At 58.5% G+C, this 15,316-nt stretch carries 13 protein-coding genes and 1 riboswitch; of the genes, 5 read left to right on the top strand and 8 right to left on the bottom strand.

The genetic code is table 11. From position 1 onward, the window contains the following. From I6L33_RS06815 to I6L33_RS06790, 6 genes are all read right to left on the bottom strand, one after another. Complete coding sequence (locus I6L33_RS06815; protein ID WP_017783618.1) at window positions 1–552, bottom strand: fimbrial protein; 552 nt, start codon at window positions 550–552, stop codon at window positions 1–3. Between the two features lie 11 nt (window positions 553–563). Continuing rightward, window positions 564–1,592 carry a fimbrial protein gene (locus I6L33_RS06810; protein ID WP_042051507.1) on the bottom strand — a complete coding sequence of 343 codons (1,029 nt, stop codon included), beginning with the start codon at window positions 1,590–1,592 and terminating at the stop codon, window positions 564–566. A 5-nt stretch (window positions 1,593–1,597) separates the two neighbouring features. Further along, a complete protein-coding gene (locus tag I6L33_RS06805) occupies window positions 1,598–2,329 on the bottom strand; it encodes a molecular chaperone (protein WP_017785836.1) in 732 nt (243 codons plus the stop codon). Window positions 2,330–2,339: 10 nt separating this feature from the next. Further along, complete coding sequence (locus I6L33_RS06800) at window positions 2,340–4,874, bottom strand: fimbria/pilus outer membrane usher protein (protein WP_211027944.1); 2,535 nt, start codon at window positions 4,872–4,874, stop codon at window positions 2,340–2,342. Window positions 4,875–4,941: 67 nt separating this feature from the next. Next, window positions 4,942–5,331, bottom strand: coding sequence for a hypothetical protein (locus I6L33_RS06795; RefSeq protein ID WP_010635268.1), 390 nt, complete (start codon window positions 5,329–5,331; stop codon window positions 4,942–4,944). Between the two features lie 99 nt (window positions 5,332–5,430). Continuing rightward, window positions 5,431–5,973: a fimbrial protein gene (locus tag I6L33_RS06790; RefSeq protein ID WP_054543989.1), complete on the bottom strand. Its 543-nt coding sequence runs from the start codon at window positions 5,971–5,973 to the stop codon at window positions 5,431–5,433. A 1,311-nt stretch (window positions 5,974–7,284) separates the two neighbouring features. Beyond that, a riboswitch (cyclic di-GMP riboswitch) is annotated at window positions 7,285–7,370 on the top strand. A 93-nt stretch (window positions 7,371–7,463) separates the two neighbouring features. Between I6L33_RS06790 and I6L33_RS06785 the strand changes: the two genes are divergently transcribed. The 3 genes from I6L33_RS06785 (at window position 7,464) to I6L33_RS06775 (ending at window position 12,220) form a co-directional block, all read left to right on the top strand. Beyond that, a complete protein-coding gene (locus I6L33_RS06785) occupies window positions 7,464–7,787 on the top strand; it encodes a fimbrial protein (RefSeq protein ID WP_211049410.1) in 324 nt (107 codons plus the stop codon). A 493-nt stretch (window positions 7,788–8,280) separates the two neighbouring features. Further along, window positions 8,281–11,028, top strand: a complete 2,748-nt coding sequence (locus I6L33_RS06780) for a collagenase (protein ID WP_216973769.1) — start codon at window positions 8,281–8,283, stop codon at window positions 11,026–11,028. Between the two features lie 211 nt (window positions 11,029–11,239). Further along, window positions 11,240–12,220, top strand: a complete 981-nt coding sequence (locus tag I6L33_RS06775) for a vancomycin high temperature exclusion protein (protein ID WP_216973768.1) — start codon at window positions 11,240–11,242, stop codon at window positions 12,218–12,220. 53 nt (window positions 12,221–12,273) lie between these two features. On the opposite strand, the gene I6L33_RS06770 is transcribed toward I6L33_RS06775, so the two are convergent. Both I6L33_RS06770 and I6L33_RS06765 read right to left on the bottom strand, forming a co-directional pair. Continuing rightward, window positions 12,274–12,888 carry a superoxide dismutase gene (locus I6L33_RS06770; RefSeq protein WP_216973767.1) on the bottom strand — a complete coding sequence of 205 codons (615 nt, stop codon included), beginning with the start codon at window positions 12,886–12,888 and terminating at the stop codon, window positions 12,274–12,276. 21 nt (window positions 12,889–12,909) lie between these two features. Further along, on the bottom strand, window positions 12,910–13,335 hold the full coding sequence (locus tag I6L33_RS06765) for a hypothetical protein (protein WP_216973766.1): 426 nt from the start codon (window positions 13,333–13,335) through the stop codon (window positions 12,910–12,912). A 291-nt stretch (window positions 13,336–13,626) separates the two neighbouring features. Between I6L33_RS06765 and I6L33_RS06760 the strand changes: the two genes are divergently transcribed. Beyond that, the gene (locus I6L33_RS06760) at window positions 13,627–14,538 is read left to right on the top strand and encodes a triacylglycerol lipase (RefSeq protein ID WP_005308335.1); all 912 of its coding nucleotides are present in this window, start codon (window positions 13,627–13,629) and stop codon (window positions 14,536–14,538) included. Next, window positions 14,535–15,278 (top strand): lipase secretion chaperone, encoded by a 744-nt coding sequence (locus I6L33_RS06755; RefSeq protein WP_216973765.1) that lies wholly within the window; start codon window positions 14,535–14,537, stop codon window positions 15,276–15,278. The genes I6L33_RS06760 and I6L33_RS06755 overlap by 4 nt, the downstream gene beginning before the upstream one ends. Window positions 15,279–15,316 lie beyond the last annotated feature (38 nt).

Genomic DNA, 15,316 nt, shown 5'->3' with positions numbered 1-15,316 from the left:
TTATTCATAGGCAACGATAAAGTTGGCCACGGCGGAATAATCCCCGGGCTGGATGGTCTTGGCAGCCAGCGCGTCCGGATGCGCTTCCACCCGGGCAAAGAACTGCAGCTCATTGTCTGCCGCGCCGCCAAGCAGATAACCGCGGGAGGGGGTGCCCAGATCCAGCGGTGACTGGGTCACGTCATAGAGGCGGATCCCGGCGCCCTTGGCCATCCCTGCGGTAAACGCCAGCCCGCCGCTGAGCTGGGGATCCTGCGAGCCGGTAAAGGTCACCTTGGCCATACGAAAGATCCCCGGCTTGCAGTTGGTCAGCCGGATGGAGAAAGGCACCTGGACCCCGGCCCCGTTGGCATAGAGCTCCTTCACGTCGACCACCCCCATCTCGACCTCCTGCTCGATGGATTCGGGAGCAATCTCGCACGGCTGATCGATGATCCGGCCATGGAGGTGGACCGTGTTGCCAAGCAACTCCAAGTCATCGCCGGCACGGGGAGCCGCCGTCACAGCCAGCAGCGGGCACAGCGCCAGGCCTATCCACAATGTCCGCAACATATGACAACTCCTCACTGAAATTCGGCAACTATGGTGGCGGTGGCGTAGAAGTCACCCGCAGGAATATCAGCACCTACCGGTGTTATCGGCGCGGCGATAAAGCCCCAGTCACCAATGTTTCCTTGCATGGAAACCGGATAAAATGTATTTAAATTCAGCTGAGAACCATCCAGCTGCTTGAACTTTATGCCCAAATCGGAAATGACATTTCCACCCTGATAGCCATCCCGAGTTGTCCGCAGATAGTCTTGATTGAAAGAGGTTGGTTTTCCAGAAATACCAAGATTGATCTTCAAGGCATCCCCTTCGAAAACACCACCGCGACATTGAAATGTCAGAGGGACCGTCTTTTCAAAATTATTCCCATCCAATCCCGAGCCTGGCAAATCACCAAATTCCACTTCAATAGTCTGCCCACCGTTAATCACGCATTCTTCCGGCACATATAAAATTGCAGATGTAATCGTAATTCGAGACATTGGCAAATTATTGAAATCTGTAGTAGTAGAGCCTAAGCGGCCATACATCTCTACGACTTGACGATCCGATATTTGCACACCATTAATTATTTGTTTTCTTACACGGAAGGTTACTCGCCCACGGCTACCACTTTCGAAATTATTTATTCTTGTCTCTTTTCCTTTAGTACAAGAGTAATTTGGGTAATCATTACTTTCATTAGGAAATGGGGCCGTAACAAACTTTTTCTTCCAACCAGCTATCCAAATTTCGACCTTCATATCCAGAAAGTCATTTAGTTTTACAAAACCATCACCGGCTTGAGGCAAGCCATCCGTCATGGTCGCCTTATAGTACACTGGAGATTGTGGAATGCTTCTATCCGGGCAGGTAACGATACCCGAATATTGCCCCCCCAAGTTCCACTCAAACGCCTTGGTAGTAAAATCAGGTTTGTTTTGAATATCAGCCTTATCCAACGATATATAGTAATCATGGGTTGGGTTGGGCGTCACATAGCCATTTGCCAATGCCGTTCCTGCAAACAGCATAAGGCTTGAACAGAAGATGGAACGTAGCATAGGCCTTACTCGCTCTTCACGGCTTTACAGGCATTGCCTGTGCACTGGTATTTGATATCCATATATCCGCCGTAGTCATTGACGTAGCTGATCACAAATTCATTGCCCAGCGCTTCCGGGATGTTGACCGTCTGCTCGGACTTGGGTGCCACCATAAAGGCGGAGAAGCCCTTGATGGCGGTTCTCCCCTTGCCCTGCGGATGACCGAGACCCACGTAGGTGATGTAGTAAGGGGTGGGGTTGTTCACCTGCAGAGCCTTGCCCTGCTTGGTGATCAGCACCTGATCCTGCCAGATGGCGCCGCGCTCGGGCAAAATGGCCTCGGGGCGGTAGAACAGCTTGATCTTGGACTGCACGGCAATCTGCATCACGTTGCTCTTCTCGCTCTTGGGCGGGATCTCGCGCAGGTTGAAGTAGTAGATCGACTCGCGATCCTTGGGCAGGCTGTCGATGGCCGGCACGCTAGCGATCCGCACGATGGACTTCTGGTTGGCATCCACCCGCTGTACCGGCGGCAGCACCACGAAGGGTGAAGAGATCTTCTGCCCCTGGGCATCTTCAATCCAGGACTGCGCCAGATAGGGCAGCTTCTGGTTCTCGTTCTTGATGTTGAGGCTGATGGACTTGGCACCACCCGGATAGACGGCGCGAGTACGGTCCAGCACGATGGCAGCGCTGACGTTGAGCGAGGTCATGCCCAGCACGGCCAGACAGGTATAAGAGAGCAGCTTTTTCATCGGTATCCCATTACTTGCAAGTGAGAGTCTTCATCGACAGATCGGTTACTTGTTGCGGTGCCACTATCTTGCACTGGCGGGCGCCGCCCCAGGAGAGTTCAAACGCTTCATTCGGTTTCACCCCGGTCAGATAGACCAGGCCATCTTCATCCACCACCGAGAGCACCCGGCCGGAATCCCTGACGACGGTGGCACCAAACGGCGGCACTGAGCCATCGGACAGCTTGACGTTGGCCAGCAGCTTGAATCCTTCGGCGATTTCGAAGGCATTATACCCAATTGCCCCCTCGGTCAGGGTCCCCTGCTTGATGGCGTTCATCGCATCGATGTCGTCGCTCAGCTGATCCACGTCGACCCGGGTATCGCTCTTGCGATAGTCGGTCATGTCGCTGATCACCGCGACGCCAAAGCGGTTGGTCACGGCGCGGCCGTTGTTGAAGGAGACGCCGGAGGTCTTGTCGGTATCCACCATCATGCGGGTGCCGCCACGACGGGTCGCCTGATGCAGGGCCGCCCCGTGCTCGGTCGCCGTCAGGCCGCCGCGCAGGCTGGCACCGACCGAGGTGTACTCGCTCTGCACGCTGTAGGCATTGAGGCTGACCGCCCCGATGTCGCTGTTGTGGTTGTAGTAACCCCGCGCCACGGCGTGACCATTGCTTTGCACGCCCGCCCCCAGCTGATAGGTATCATCCGGCCGGCTGTAGTCCTGATAGGTGGCCAGGTGGGTCACCTTGCCGTTGGAGGACTGCACGCTGTATCCCGCGCTCTTTCGGTCTCCGATCGGCATGCTCAGGGTCAGCATGACGCTCTTGTCATCCTCGTAGTTCTCGGTCTTGGTCTTGTAGGCCGACACATAGACGGAGACATCCTTGAAGCTGCCGATGTTCACGTTCTTGTTGATGGTGAGGCCGTAGCGATCCTCGGCGTCATGTTCCCAATAGGTTCTGTGGGTGTAGTCCAGGTAGACGGTCAGCGCCTTGGCCGCATCGTCCGCCCAGAAGGTCTTGTTGGCGGTGATGGTGTAGAGCTCCTTGTCACCCCAGTTGTTGTAGTCATCGCTCGAGGTGTTCTCGTTCTTCTCCAGCCGATCCTTGTTATTGAGGAACTGCGACATGGTCATGAAGTCATGCTGGGAGAAGCGATAGCCGGCGAAGGTGATCGAGCTGTTGTATTCATCGAACTGCTTGGCGTAGTTCACCCGCACCGACTGGCCAATCTTGGTCGACAGGCCGGGCAGCTTGGAAATGGATTGGGTCAGGTCGGCGGAAATGGCACCGAAGGCATAGAGATCGCGACCGATACCCAGCCCCATGGAGTTGTATTCACCCGCAACCAGACTGCCGCCATAGAGCGACCAGGAGTTTGCCACCCCCCAGGAGAAATCACCGGTGACGAAGGCAGGGCCGTGCACGTCGTGCACCGAGTCCGTCTGTTCGGAAGGGGCGCCGACCGCCAGGTTGTATCTGACATAACCGGGACGGGTCAGATAGGGCACGGTTGCCGTGTCGACCTGGAACGAGTTGACGCTGCCATCCTGCTCTTCCACCCGCACATCGAGACGGCCGCGCACCGAGCTGTCCAGCCCCTGGATGCGAAACGGACCGGCCGGTACGTTGGTCTCATAGAGGATGCGACCGGACTGGGAGACGGTCACCTTGGCATTGGTCTTGGCGATGCCGCTCACTTCCGGCGCATAGCCCTGCAGGCTCGGCGGCAGCATGCGCTCGTCATTGGCCAGGTTGACGCCGGTATAGCGAAAACCGTCGATCAGCTGGGAGTTGAGCTGCTGCTCACCCACCGTCAGCTTGGCGGCCATGTTCGGCAGCGGACGATAGGCGTAGATGCGGTTCAGCTCGGAAGTGGTCCGATCGTTGTCGCCCCAGTAGGCATTGGCCTGATAGTCACCGCGCAGGCGCCAGGCGCCGTAGTTGAACCCCAGGGTGCCGTAGCTGCTGATGTTGCGGTTGGAGTAGCCATCACCCTCGTTGATCTGGGCGTTGATGTTGTAGTCCAGCATCATCCCCGGGATCCCTTCATCCCACTGCTCGGGCGGAATCCAGTTGGGATCGCTGTACTTCATCCACGCCTGGGGTACGGCGATGCGCAGCAGGCCGTTGCCGATGTCGTTGGCGATCACCACACCGTCCAGCGCCAGCAGGTTGGCACACTGACCGTCGTGCCAGCTGTCGATCTTGGCGATGGCCTCGTCGGTCAGCGCCAGCTTGGGGATCACCTCTTGCGGCAGGCAGGCCACCCCGCCCTTCCCCTTGCCGGTGTCGGTCTCGTAGAAGGGGATTTTCTGCAAGGGCAGCTTGTTCTTGTTGACCTCGATCTCGAGGTAGTAGTCGCCGGGCAGGATGTAGCCTTCGTCGGCAAACTGGGAGAGGTCGATCTTGGTTCGTTCGTCCAGATCGAGCGCATCAATATTAAACTCCGTCTCTGCCCATGCATGATTCGCCACCGCCATCAGGCCGGGCACGCACAGCATAAAAGCCATTTTGGAATAATGTTTTTTTCTCACAGAGTCTGATGTTGAAACGCTCATATATTTACTCTAGGAATTGCATAACGGTCTCACGTAATGAGGTATCTACACTAAGCAATTGGCTTGCTTACATATAATTGAGTTCAAACAGCGTCGTACTGTCCGGAAAAAACAGTTGACTGCTGGTCAGACCCAAATTGAATTCCAGATCACTGTTGACGATATCCGAAATAATAAAGCTCTCGCCGGACACCTTGTGATATTGGCCGTTGTTGAGAATGCCAAGCTCATCGCTCATGGCACCGCGCACGGACATGGAAATAAAAGGCAGTGATGCCTCTGCTGCTCCTTCAACCTGACAGCCGCTGATTTTCAACGTGCCCGGTTGCCTGGCCTGCAAAGGAATACTGCGCTGCACGTCCAGCGTACAGCCCGACTCGGCCAGCCCATCCGAAATCTCGTTGGCGTGGACTGATCCCGCCATCATCACCAGCTGCAGCACCATGGCTGCCATCATTGAAGTTTTCATGATCAAGGTTCGATGTGAGGAGACAGAAGGTGTGAAGTTGTGGTGGCATCAACCACCACAACCCTGGTCACACGTTAAGGCAGTCGATTACTCGTAGGAGAGAGTAAAGTTGGTCACTGCAGTGAAAGCGCCGGCTTTCAGCGGGTTGGCGGTCTGATCGGCATAACCTTTCAGCACGGCACTGAAGGGCAGCTCGTTGTCACCGTTGACCAGGCCGAAGGCGGCAGTCGGGGTACCCAGTACGATAGCGGCACCACCCGGAGCGGTCATCTTGATACCGGCACCAGCGGCGTCACCACCACCGATAACCAGCAGGCTGGAATCTACCGGATCTTTGGCACCGCTGAAGGTAACCTTGACGGCATCTTCCTTGTCGGAGATTTCACAGTTCAGCAGCTTGATGCTGAACGGCTTGGAGTTGGACTCGCCACCGTTGGCCAGCTCTTTGGTGCTGATCTGACCCATTTCAACTACCTGGTCAACAGACTCAGGAGCAACGGAGCAAGGAGCGTTGATGATTTCACCGTTGAAGGTGACTTTACCTGAACCGGTGTTGCCAGCAGCAAAAGCGGTGCCGCACAGCAACATGGAACCAACACCCATAGCAACCAGAATTTTGTTAGCTTTCATTCGTTTATACCTACATTAACGTGTGTTGTACTGCATCACTCCAATCATGCTGGAGTCACGATCTTCAGTGATGCTGCGATATACTGCACAGCATGCCGATGCCTTTTCTCTCATTAAGCCGGTGAGAGGCGGCATCAATAACTTGCTGTGCCTTTATGGTTTATCTAAATAAGCAAAAGCAGCTCACCGCATAAGGAGCAGTTCCCGCTACACCTCAACTGCACAACTACATACATCCTTGTCGTCTGTGCAGAAAGCCGTGCTCCGCTTTTGCTTGATGAACAAATTAACGACTCATATGATGCACATCAAATACATTTTGATTTTTATAAATTCTTTTATAAACACATAAAAAACAATCACTTAAAGACATAAAAACACATTTATGAATGCCGTAAAATAAATATCGTTCATATAGCAAACACGGATTGGATTATTTTAAATCAGACAACCTCAACCACTTAACAGCAATTAACAAAAACACAACAACAAAATAATTCCAGATCACGTTTTTTGTTTCTTTAATACCCCTGACGTCATACATAAAACAGCTCAGGTAATCAGGTAATCAGGTAATCAGGTAATCAGGTAATCAGGTAATCAGGTAATCAGGTAATCAGGTAATCAGGTAATCAGGTAATCAGGTAATCAGGTAATCAGGTAATCAGGTAATCAGGTAATCAGGTAATCAGGTAATCAGGTAATCAGGTAATCAGGTAATCAGGTAATCAGGTAATCAGGTAATCAGGTAATCAGGTAATCAGGTAATCAGGTAATCAGGTAATCAGGTAATCAGGTAATCAGGTAATCAGGTAATCAGGTAATCAGGTAATCAGGTAATCAGGTAATCAGGTAATCAGGTAATCAGGTAATCAGGTAATCAGGTAATCAGGTAATCAGGTAATCAGGTAATCAGGTAATCAGGTAATCAGGTAATCAGGTAATCAGGTAATCAGGTAATCAGGTAATCAGGTAATCAGGTAATCAGGTAATCAGGTAATCAGGTAATCATTCTAACCAGGTTCCGCTTGTGAAGGGAAACACCAATAAGCTTCCTTTTATTATCCCCCTGTTCAATCCAAAGGTCATGCTGAACCATATTTGTGATCGACATAGAACTACTGAGCTCGCCCGTTATTCATAATGGCAAGGGAGATAAGAATGAATTTTTCAGAATATTCATTCAAAAAAACATTAAGGAAAACCAGCCGTTTATCCTGAACCGCGGAGAATAAAAAACTATTTGTGACCGATACCTCACACTTTTTTATGGTGATTGATTTCTCAAAGTGCGATGTTATCATCTAGACATAGAGTAAAGGGCAAACCGATCGAAAGGTCGGGACGCAAAGCCACCGGTCTAAGGGTTCATAACCTAAGACAGCGGAGCTGCCATCTGAGAAGAGCGATGTCATCAGCTGTATCTGTGTCATTCTCTTTGATTGCGTTGCCCTTTTCGTACAACGACATGTGACGAAAAGGACATAAAAATGAACACTTCCACCACTTCCGTTCGCAACAGCGCCATCCGTTTTGCCTCTTCTGCCGCCGCAGCCATGCTGCTGGGTGCCGCTTTGTTGCCAGCTACTGCCTCCGCCTACGATGGCAGCGTCACCTTCACCGGTACCATCTACGAAGCCCCCTGTGACTTCGCCGACAACAGCGTGACCTGCTACTCGGGCACCCAGCGTCAGACCATGGATCTGGCCAGCCTGCAGCAAGCCGGCAGCCTCAATACCATCAGCAGCACCATGCAGTACAAGCTGTCTGCCGGCAGCAGCAACATGGCCATAGTGACCGTCAGCTACCTCTGAGCCCGTCACTTCCATCACCCGCCCGAGGTTGTTCATTGCCTCGGGCGGATCTGCTCGCTCCGTGAAGGGTGAGCACCCACTGCCATGCTCAGGCAGCGGCTGTTAACGCCTGCTCGCCACTCTCCATCACTTTTCCTCCTATTTTTTCTGCGTCCATACCGAGCGCAGCCAGCGGCCTTCTCACTACGCCCCCAACTTTCTGCTCAGACAAGTCAGCGCTTTTTCTGCGGGTTTGCCGGCTTCGCATTGTCGCGACGCCACATGACCAGCACATCTCAAACGAGACTTTGATCACAGTTGCCAGCCTCAGACTGAGACCCCCCCCAGATGGCAGATGAGTCCTTGCTATCAACCAGGCCCCCAATGGGGCTCACTTTGGTTTGATTCAATCTAAATAAATGATTTATATGGCCTGATTGGTGGGTTGATATCCTTTTGGAGCTGAATAGATTGCACGCGTCAATCACGCAGACAATCAAGCAAAGGGATAAAAATGAACAATCTGGGTACCAGGTTGCTGCTGCTGGCAGCACCGGGCCTGCTTGCCACTTCGGCGCTGGCCAACTACTCCCCCTCCGACTGGCAACAGTATCAACTCAAAGGTGAATCCAGCCGTCAGCTGGGGGATCAGCTCACCGAAGTGACCTACGAGCTGAGCGCCCGCAGTGGCGACGCCCCCTATCAACAGCTGAGGGTGTATCGTCGCTTCGACTGGAGCGAAGCCAACCTGGCCGCACTGGCAGAACAGCAGTGCGGCGAACCCCAGCTCAAGATCGAGCAGGGCTGGCAGATCCGCTACCTCAGCTGTGAAGAGGTGGTACCGGCCGGCAAGGCTGTCCCGGCCAGCAGCTATGACTTTGGCTACGGCATGAAGCAGGGCCGCTGGGAGCCCCTGGCAGGCACCCCGACCGCGCCGCGTCAGGATCGTCTGCCGCTGGCGGAGCGGGTCATCCTGGGTCACAGCGAGCAGGAGCTGGATCGCTGCGAACTCAACGCCGAGGGGCGCTGCGCCGAGCAGGCATGGCAGTACCAGCCGCAAAACTGGCAGCAGCTGAAGATGCTGGAGGAGACCCCCAACGAGCGGGATGGTCGCCTCGAGCAGATCTTCTTCCGCCTGCAGCCGATTGCGGGCAGCCAGGCCGCCCGTCAGGTGAGCGAGCTGCACGTCTGGCGCCAGTACACCTGGTTGCTGGAACAGGCCAAGACCCAGCAGGAGTGCGATGAACCCCAGACTCGTCAGGAAGGGGACAAGACCATCAGCTACCGGGTGTGCCGTCAGACCCTGCCCGCCGGCAGCGAGGTACAGGTGGTGTTGAAGGACACCGGCTATCAATACCCAGTGGGGGGCAGCGAATGGCAGACCCTGCCGGAAACAACCGAATGGCAGGAGAGCCGGGTGCTCAATCGCCCCATCATGCTGGCCAGCAAGGAGGAGCAGCTCGACTGCCGCCGTGCCGACGGCCGCGCCTGCTCCGAGCCGGATCTGCCCGATACCGATCTGCTGGACGCCGAAGCGGCCAGGATAGTGCAGGATGCCAGTGGCCAGCCCGCCCCGGTCTGGCAGGAGAACTATGGTCACGACGATGCCAAACTGCTGGCCGTGTCCCGCGGCATCCAGAGCCTGCTGGCGGCCAATCAGCCGGCCCATCCGGCCATGAAGCTGCTGCTGGAATACGTGCGTGCCCACAACTACCACAACTACGGCAAGCACAAGGAAGATGGTCCGGCCGCCGCCGAGGCGCTGGCCGAGGCGCTGACCGCGCTCGGTGCCCATCCGCTGCTCTTCCCGGAGCAGGCCAGCGACGAGGTAGGTGCCGTCATAGGTGCCTGGAGCATCGCCCTGCACGGTCAGTTCAAGAGCCCGGCAGTGCAGAGCCGCTTTGGTACCCTGCTCGGCGAGTTCAACCAGATGCTGGCCTACAGCACCCGCCATGCCAGCGAGATCAACGGCCAGCACGCCTGGGCGGCCGGCCTGTTCGATCTGCTCAACTTCCTCGACTTCGCCAGCGACTACAGCGATCCCTTCGCCAACGACTTCCGCCAGCAGGATGGCGAGCTGCGCAAGCAGCTGCACGCCCTCGGCATGAGCGAACTCGCGTTGTGGAAAGGGCGGGATGGCGCCGATCTGTTCTTGCTCAACAACGTGCTGGATGCCTACACCCGCCTCTACCGGGTCGCCCGCTATACCCGCCCGGACGAGCTCGACGGCTACCGCAAGCTGCTGGATGACTCCGTCATCACCCTTGTTCGCCACCACGACCTGATCCCCGGTGGTCAGCAGAGCCAGGATCTGCTGGAAGACATGTCGCTGACCCTCTCCACCTACTACCTGACCTACACGGACCGCACCAGCGAAGCCTGCATCAGCGGTGACTTCGCCGGGCTCTGCACCCCGATCCGGGTGGAGGACGTGCTGCCGTTCGAGCACACCTGCTCGCCGACCCTGCGCCTGCGAGCCCAGGATCTGACCATGGATCAGGCCGAGGGGATCTGCCGTGAACTGGGCGCCGAAGAGCAGCAGTTCCACCAGCAGATGGAAACCGGCTGGCAACCGGTGGCGGACGATCACAACGAGGCACTGGAGCTGGTGATCTTCGACTCCTCCGCCGACTGGAAACGCTACGGCAGCGCCCTGTTTGGTGGCGTCTCCACCGACAACGGCGGTATCTACATTGAGGGAGATCCGGCTCGCCCCGGCAACCAGGCCCGCTTCTTCGCCTACGAGGCGGAGTGGAAGCGTCCTGCGTTCCAGGTGTGGAACCTGCGCCACGAGTACGTGCACTACCTGGACGGCCGCTTCAACCAGTACGGCAGCTTCGGCCACTACCCGCTCAACCGCACCACCTGGTGGTCGGAAGGGCTGGCGGAATTCATCGCCCACGGCCAGTGCTTCGCCCGCGGTCTGGACAACGTCGCCGGCCGCCCGGCAGGGGATCGTCCGGCCCTGGCCGACATCCTGCACCTGGATTACGACAAGGGCGGCGAGATGGTCTACTCCTGGTCCTACACGGTGCATCGTTTCCTGAACGAGACCGGTCGCGGCGCCAGCTGGCTGGCCATGGCCCAGGCCCTGCGCAACCCGGATCAACAGCAGGCGATGAGCGCCTTCGAAGCCGAGCTGGACCAGCTGATTGCCAATGACAGCGAGGCCTACCAGCAGTGGCTCGGCCGAGAGCTGCTGCCCTGGTGGGAGGCCAACAAGGACTCCGACGAGTGCAAGGCCAACGACTCTTCCCACTGAGACGCTGGCATCAATACTCAAGGGCGGCCATGGCCGCCCTTTTTATTGGAAGATGATAAGCGGCACAGGATCAATCAGTTAGCCACTCCCGCCATGCGACAACCTCTGCCCGAGTGACGCCATCTGCGGTCATCAAGCCTGACGCGCGGCGGCAACTTGTAATAGAATGACCCCCTGTCATCTCTTACTTCAGACCCGAACCGCACCGCGCATGAAGAAGTTTGCCAAGATCCTGCTCGCCTGCCTCTGCCTGTTGCTGGCCTCTGCCGCCGCCCTGCTTGGCTACAGCGAGTGGACCGTCTCGGACGCCCGTCACTACACCTATGACGACGTCAATGCGGTGCCCTACAACCGGGTCGCCCTGGTGCTCGGCACCTCCAAATACCTGATTGGCGGCAGCCCGAACCACTACTTCAAATACCGGATCAAGGCCGCCGCCGAGCTCTACAACAACGGCAAGGTGGACTACATCCTGGTCTCCGGCGACAACGCCACCGTGCAGTACAATGAACCGCGCCAGATGCGGCGGGCCCTGATCCAGGCCGGCATTCCGGCCAGCGCCATCTATAGCGACTACGCCGGTTTCCGGACTCTGGATTCCATCGTGCGGGCCAAGGAGGTGTTCGGCCAGGCCCACTTCACCGTGGTCTCGCAGGCCTTTCACAACGAGCGCGCCATCTTCATCGCCCGCCATTTCGGTATCGAGGCGGTCGGCTTCAACGCCGTGGATCCCAGCGCCTATCAGGGCATCAAGACCCGGGTACGCGAGGTGTTCGCCCGCCTGATGGGGCTGCTCGACCTCTACGTGCTGGACAAGGGGCCCAAGTTCCTCGGCGAGCCCATCGTCATCGGCGGCCCGGTTCCCTGCCAGGCGTTGAGCACCATAGGCGCTAGCCAACCCTGCCTGCCCATCAAGCCGCCCTCTCATCAGCCGAAGGCCAAGCCGGCAGCGATGGTGAGTGCAGCAACCGCCACCAGTGCGGCGGGCGCAACCAGCGGTGCCTTGGCCACCAGCGCAGCCGTGCCGAGCGAAGTCACCACTGCGGACAAACCAGCCATCACCAGTGCAGCAACGCCAACCAGCAGTGCCCAGGCCACCAGTGCAGCCGTACCGAGCGAAGCCACTCCCTTAGAAACTCCGGCTGCCGCCAGCGCGGCCACGCCAACCAGCAGTGTGCTGACCCCTCAATAAAAGAGACCCGCCATCCGGCGGGTCTCTTTTATTGGACTTGGTATTTCCAGCAATCAGGCCAGCGCCTCGGCGTAGCGCCGTGCCACCTCGTTCCAGTCGATCACCTTGTAAAACGCGGCTATGTAGTCGGGGCGCTTGTTCTGGTACTTGAGGTAGTAGGCGTGCTCCCAGACATCCAGCCCCAAGATGGGCACCAGCCCATCCTGCAGGGGGCTGTCCTGGTTGGCGCTGCTCACTACCTGCAGCTTGCCGCTGCCATCGACCACCAGCCAGGCCCAGCCGCTGCCAAAACGGCTCAGGGCGGCCTGGGTAAAGGCCTGTTTGAAGGCCTCAAACCCGCCCAGATCCCGTTCGATCGCCGCAGCCAGCTCGCCGGCCGGCTCGCCACCGCCCTGGGGACTCATCACCCGCCAGAACAGGCTGTGGTTGGCGTGACCGCCACCGTGATTGCGCACCGCCCCCTGCACTTTGGCAGGCAGGCTGTCGAAGCGGGCAAGCAGCTCCTCCACCGGCAACGCCGCCAGTTCGGGGTGATCGGCCAGCGCCGCATTGAGGTTGTTGATGTAAGTCTGGTGATGGCGACTGTGATGGATCTCCATGGTCAGCGCGTCGATATGGGGTTCCAGTGCGTCGTAGGCATAGGCAAGGGCAGGCAGGGTATGGCTCATGGTCACCTCTGTTTATTGTGATTAATGCAGTTGCGGGGCTGGCTCGGTCTGGCACAGACACTGGCCGAGGCAGCGGCGGATGCCGTCGTGGCTGCCGTGCTTGCGCACGAAGGCGAGCAACTCGGTATGGGTGCTGCGGGTGTGGCGCAGAGCGGCATCCCGCAGGGCAGCGGAGCTGGTGGGGGACTGGCTGGTGGCGAGCAGGCAGTCGTGGATGTGACACAGCAGGTCGGCGGCCCGCTCCGGCAGCGCCATCGCCACCAGCAGATCCGCCAGGTTGTGGTGGGCCACCACCAGCGCGGCCACCGCCTCGTCCACATCGTGCCAGTCGGCAAACTGCTGGCGGGCCAGCCACAGCGCCTGCTGATAGCAAGAGAGCGCCTTGGCGTGCTCACCGGCATCGAAATGGCGGTTGCCGCTCATGGTCTGCACCTTCCAGTGCACCATGCTGCTGTCGCTCTCCCCCGTCCCTACCCAACCTCTTACCCAGCTTGCCGACATAGGCTCCAACACCATAAATGATAATAATTATTATTTAACTTATGTAAGGGGCGAACACAAGGGATAGTTGTGCCGGCACAGCCAACAGCCCTGCCCATATGGGTAGGGCTTTTTTGAATCTGTCTATTTGGTGATCATTTGCACAGATGCAAACGTCCCGTTCCGCCATGCTGGTCGGTATCGGCATGATGCCGGTGGCTGCCGCTGCGGCAGTCTCTCTTCACAAGGATGGACAAGATGAAAAAATGGCTATTGGTGCTGCTGTGCGCCCTGCCCATGCTGGGCCAGGCGGCAGGTTATACCCAGACCCGCTACCCCATAGTGCTGGTGCACGGCCTGTTCGGCTTCGACAAGCTGCTCGGGGTCGACTACTTCTACGGCATTCCCCAGGCGCTGACCCGGGACGGCGCCAGGGTCTACGTGGCCCAGGTCTCCGCCACCCAGAGCTCGGAACTGCGCGGTGAGCAGCTGCTCAAGCAGGTACAGCAGGTGCTCGCCATCACCGGGGCTGAGAAGGTGAACCTCATCGGCCACTCCCACGGCGGCCCCACCATTCGCTACGTCGCCTCGGTCGCTCCCGAGCTGGTCGCCTCCGCCACCAGCGTGGGCGGGGTCAACTACGGCTCGGAGATCGCCGATCTGGTGCGCGCCAACGTGGCACCGGGCTCGGTGGCCGAGAAGCTGGCGGTGGCCGCCGCCTCGGCCCTGTCCGGAGTTATCTCGCTGCTCTCCGGGGGCAGCCAGCTGCCGCAGGATCCCCTCGCCGCCCTCGACGCCCTCACCAGCGCCGGCGCCCAGCGCTTCAACCAGCGCTATCCGGAAGGGCTGCCCAGCCAGTATTGCGGCGAAGGGCCCATGCAGGCCGCCAACGGGGTCTACTACTTCTCCTGGAGCGGGCGCGGCACCATGACCAACATCCTGGATCCGGTGGATCCGGCACTGGCGCTGACCGGCAGCTTCTTCAAGGAGCCCAACGACGGCCTGGTCGGAGTGTGCAGCAGCCACCTCGGCAAGGTGATCGGCACCGACTACCGGATGAACCATCTGGACGAGGTGAACCAGTCGTTCGGCATTCGCCACCTGTTCGAAACCGACCCGGTCGGCCTCTATCGCCAGCACGCCAACCGCCTGCAGAGACTGGGGCTATGAACAAGGCCTGGCTGATGGCCGCTCCGCTGGGGGCGGCCCTGCTGCTGGGGGGCTGGCAGCTGTGGCCCGCCCCGCGCCCCACCTCGGCCGCGCCCCCGGTGGACGAGGCAGGGCCGGCCTCCCCCCTGGCCCGGCAGACCGCCTCCTCATCCGATGAGCACTCGCTGCAGGCTCGCTATGAGGCCTTTCTTGCCGCCGAAAGCAGCCTGACGGTGCCGACCGACCCGGGCCTGGCCAGCCTGCAGGTGCTGTTCGACGAGCGCGAGCAGTTGCGCCAGCAGAGCTTCACCCCGGCCGAGCAGGAGCAGCTGTTTGCCGAGGATCGGCTGATGGAGCAGTGGACCCTGCGCCGCAAGGCGCTGGCGGAGGCCAGCGATGCCGACAAGCCGCTGCTGGCGAGCGAGCTCGAGCTCTGGCTGGCGGAGCAGCCCCAGTGGTTTCGGGAGGCGGAGGCCAACAGCCGCCTGCTCGGTGACCTGCAGAGTCTGGAGCGACTGCCGGCGGCCGAGCGCGACACAATGCTGCGCGAGCAGCTGGGGCCGGAGGCGGCGGACCGGCTGCACCAGCTGGCGGAGAGTCAGCAGGGGTTCGAGCAGCAGCTGGCCGGCTATCTGGCCGAACTCAAGCCCCTGCCCGCTGAGCGACGGGCCGAACAGCAGCCGGAGATCCTGGCGCGCTGGTTCGAGCCCGGCCAGTGGCGACGGGTGGAAGCCCTCACCCGGCTCAGGCTGGGCGAGTGACCGCCACAATAACCAAAATAAAAAGGGGCCCACATCCG

The sequence above is a fragment of the Aeromonas sp. FDAARGOS 1403 genome (genome assembly GCF_019047325.1).
GTDB classification, from domain to species: domain Bacteria; phylum Pseudomonadota; class Gammaproteobacteria; order Enterobacterales; family Aeromonadaceae; genus Aeromonas; species Aeromonas dhakensis.
This window is presented reverse-complemented; position numbering and strand designations above follow the sequence as displayed.

What these genes read in the sequence shown, in the direction of transcription:
- I6L33_RS06815 (WP_017783618.1), bottom strand. Translation starts at nt 552, where the DNA reads ATGTTGCGGACATTGTGGATAGGCCTGGCGCTGTGCCCGCTGCTGGCT.
- I6L33_RS06810 (WP_042051507.1), bottom strand. Translation starts at nt 1,592, where the DNA reads ATGCTACGTTCCATCTTCTGTTCAAGCCTTATGCTGTTTGCAGGAACG.
- I6L33_RS06805 (WP_017785836.1), bottom strand. Translation starts at nt 2,329, where the DNA reads ATGAAAAAGCTGCTCTCTTATACCTGTCTGGCCGTGCTGGGCATGACC.
- I6L33_RS06800 (WP_211027944.1), bottom strand. Translation starts at nt 4,874, where the DNA reads ATGAGCGTTTCAACATCAGACTCTGTGAGAAAAAAACATTATTCCAAA.
- I6L33_RS06795 (WP_010635268.1), bottom strand. Translation starts at nt 5,331, where the DNA reads ATGATGGCAGCCATGGTGCTGCAGCTGGTGATGATGGCGGGATCAGTC.
- I6L33_RS06790 (WP_054543989.1), bottom strand. Translation starts at nt 5,973, where the DNA reads ATGAAAGCTAACAAAATTCTGGTTGCTATGGGTGTTGGTTCCATGTTG.
- I6L33_RS06785 (WP_211049410.1), top strand. Translation starts at nt 7,464, where the DNA reads ATGAACACTTCCACCACTTCCGTTCGCAACAGCGCCATCCGTTTTGCC.
- I6L33_RS06780 (WP_216973769.1), top strand. Translation starts at nt 8,281, where the DNA reads ATGAACAATCTGGGTACCAGGTTGCTGCTGCTGGCAGCACCGGGCCTG.
- I6L33_RS06775 (WP_216973768.1), top strand. Translation starts at nt 11,240, where the DNA reads ATGAAGAAGTTTGCCAAGATCCTGCTCGCCTGCCTCTGCCTGTTGCTG.
- I6L33_RS06770 (WP_216973767.1), bottom strand. Translation starts at nt 12,888, where the DNA reads ATGAGCCATACCCTGCCTGCCCTTGCCTATGCCTACGACGCACTGGAA.
- I6L33_RS06765 (WP_216973766.1), bottom strand. Translation starts at nt 13,335, where the DNA reads ATGGTGCACTGGAAGGTGCAGACCATGAGCGGCAACCGCCATTTCGAT.
- I6L33_RS06760 (WP_005308335.1), top strand. Translation starts at nt 13,627, where the DNA reads ATGAAAAAATGGCTATTGGTGCTGCTGTGCGCCCTGCCCATGCTGGGC.
- I6L33_RS06755 (WP_216973765.1), top strand. Translation starts at nt 14,535, where the DNA reads ATGAACAAGGCCTGGCTGATGGCCGCTCCGCTGGGGGCGGCCCTGCTG.